The following is a 1481-nucleotide window of genomic DNA, read 5'->3' on the forward strand; positions in this document are numbered from 1 at the left end:
GCCGGCGGGCGGCGGCGCGTTGGCGGTCTGGCTAGCCGGCAGCGGTGGCGGCGCCGGCGGCGGCCGGGTGCTGGTGGCCATGTCGGGCAGCTGGTCCGGCACCGGCGGCACCAGCGGCGGGGCGCCGACGCGCTGGGTCGGCGGGCCGCCGCCGTCGTAGCAGCGCAGCAGCGTCTCGACGAAGACCCGGCTGGCCGAGGTGTCGCTGGTCGCCACATGCTGCTCGGCCTTCAGCGGGCCGCGCGGGTCGCCGGCCTGCTGCGGCGTCACCACCGCGACGAACAGGGTATAGGCGCCGCCGGGCACGCCCTTGCGCAGGTTGACCTGGCCGCAGACGGCGCTGGTCTCGGTCGCCGCCTGGCGCCAGACCTGGACGCCGCGCAGCGCCACCTCGCCGCCGGCAAGCCTGGCCAGCTCCGCCTCCGCCGCCCGCTGCGCCGCCGCCTCATAGGCGCGGTCGGGCGCCTGGGCCTGCTTTTCCTCCTTGCAGCCGGCCAGCAGCAGCCCGGCCAGCAGCAGGGGGGCGCAGGGCAGCACCGTCCAGAGCCTGTTGACCCGCATCGCAGCTCTCCCCAGCCATCCTGGCCGCATCCCGCGCGGCCGTCCCGCGGCAGCAACGCTGGGGCGGGCGGGGGCGTTGCCGTCAGGGAAGGCCGCGCAGCACCCCTCACGAACGCGGCATCTGCCCAGGCTCAGGCTCAAAAATGGTATTTTGGTAAGACAACGACCGGGTTTTGCCGTAAGCTTGGCCTCATGCAGTCCGTCGGTGCATCCCGCTTTGCGCTGCCTTCCGTGCTCGCCAACGGCTTCCAGGCCGCGGCGGCGCGCCCGCCCATGGGCGAGGATCAGGGCGCGCGTCCGGCCGGCGGCGGCGCCGCGGCGACCGAGTCCAGCGGCATGTCGTCGCGCGAGGTCGCCGGGCTGCTGGCCGCCTTCAAGCCGGTGATGGCCGCCGGCGGCAGCGCCATCGATCCCCGCTTCCTCGAGGACATCATCAGCCAGGCCGCCGCCATGCGCGCCGCCGGCGAGGACACGGTGCTGGTCATCGTCACCACGCCGGGCGGCGGCGCCGCGGTCTCCGCCATGTCGGCCGGCAGCTTCGCCGGGGCCGTGCAGCAAGGCGGCGACTCGATGGGCAGCATCGCTGGCGAAAGCGGGCGTCGCGAAGCGGTGGCCGAGCATGTCCGCGCCGTCTTCGGCGCCGGCGAGGCGGGCGACTCCACCGGCGCCGGCCGCGAGGCGGCGGTGGCCGAGGCGCTGTCGGCCAGCTTCGCCACCGGGACCTCGATCAAGGGCACCTCCGGCCAGGGCAGCGGCACCGCCGCCGCCGCGACGGTCGAGGTGGTGCCGCTGGCGGCGCGCCCGGGCGCCGCGCTGCCCAGGGGCGGCAGCGGGCTGGTCAACTTCGTCGTCTGACCGGCCGGGCGGCCTCAGGCGGCCCGCACCTCCGCCACGAAGGTTCCGACCCGCTCGGTCAGCTG

At 76.1% G+C, this 1481-nt stretch carries 2 protein-coding genes; one reads left to right on the plus strand and one right to left on the minus strand.

Annotation, left to right across the window (positions count from 1 at the left end; translation table 11 throughout):
* On the minus strand, positions 1-561 hold a 561-nt coding region (locus tag BKE38_RS28440), incomplete at its 3' end, for a hypothetical protein (protein ID WP_207553712.1).
* A 192-nt stretch (positions 562-753) separates the two neighbouring features.
* Here BKE38_RS28440 and BKE38_RS28445 point away from each other — a divergent pair.
* Positions 754-1416 carry a hypothetical protein gene (locus BKE38_RS28445; protein ID WP_076960510.1) on the plus strand — a complete coding sequence of 221 codons (663 nt, stop codon included), beginning with the start codon at positions 754-756 and terminating at the stop codon, positions 1414-1416.
* The last annotated feature ends 65 nt before the right edge of the window (positions 1417-1481 follow it).

It is taken from the genome of Teichococcus deserti, assembly GCF_001982615.1.
GTDB classification, from domain to species: Bacteria; Pseudomonadota; Alphaproteobacteria; order Acetobacterales; family Acetobacteraceae; genus Pseudoroseomonas; species Pseudoroseomonas deserti.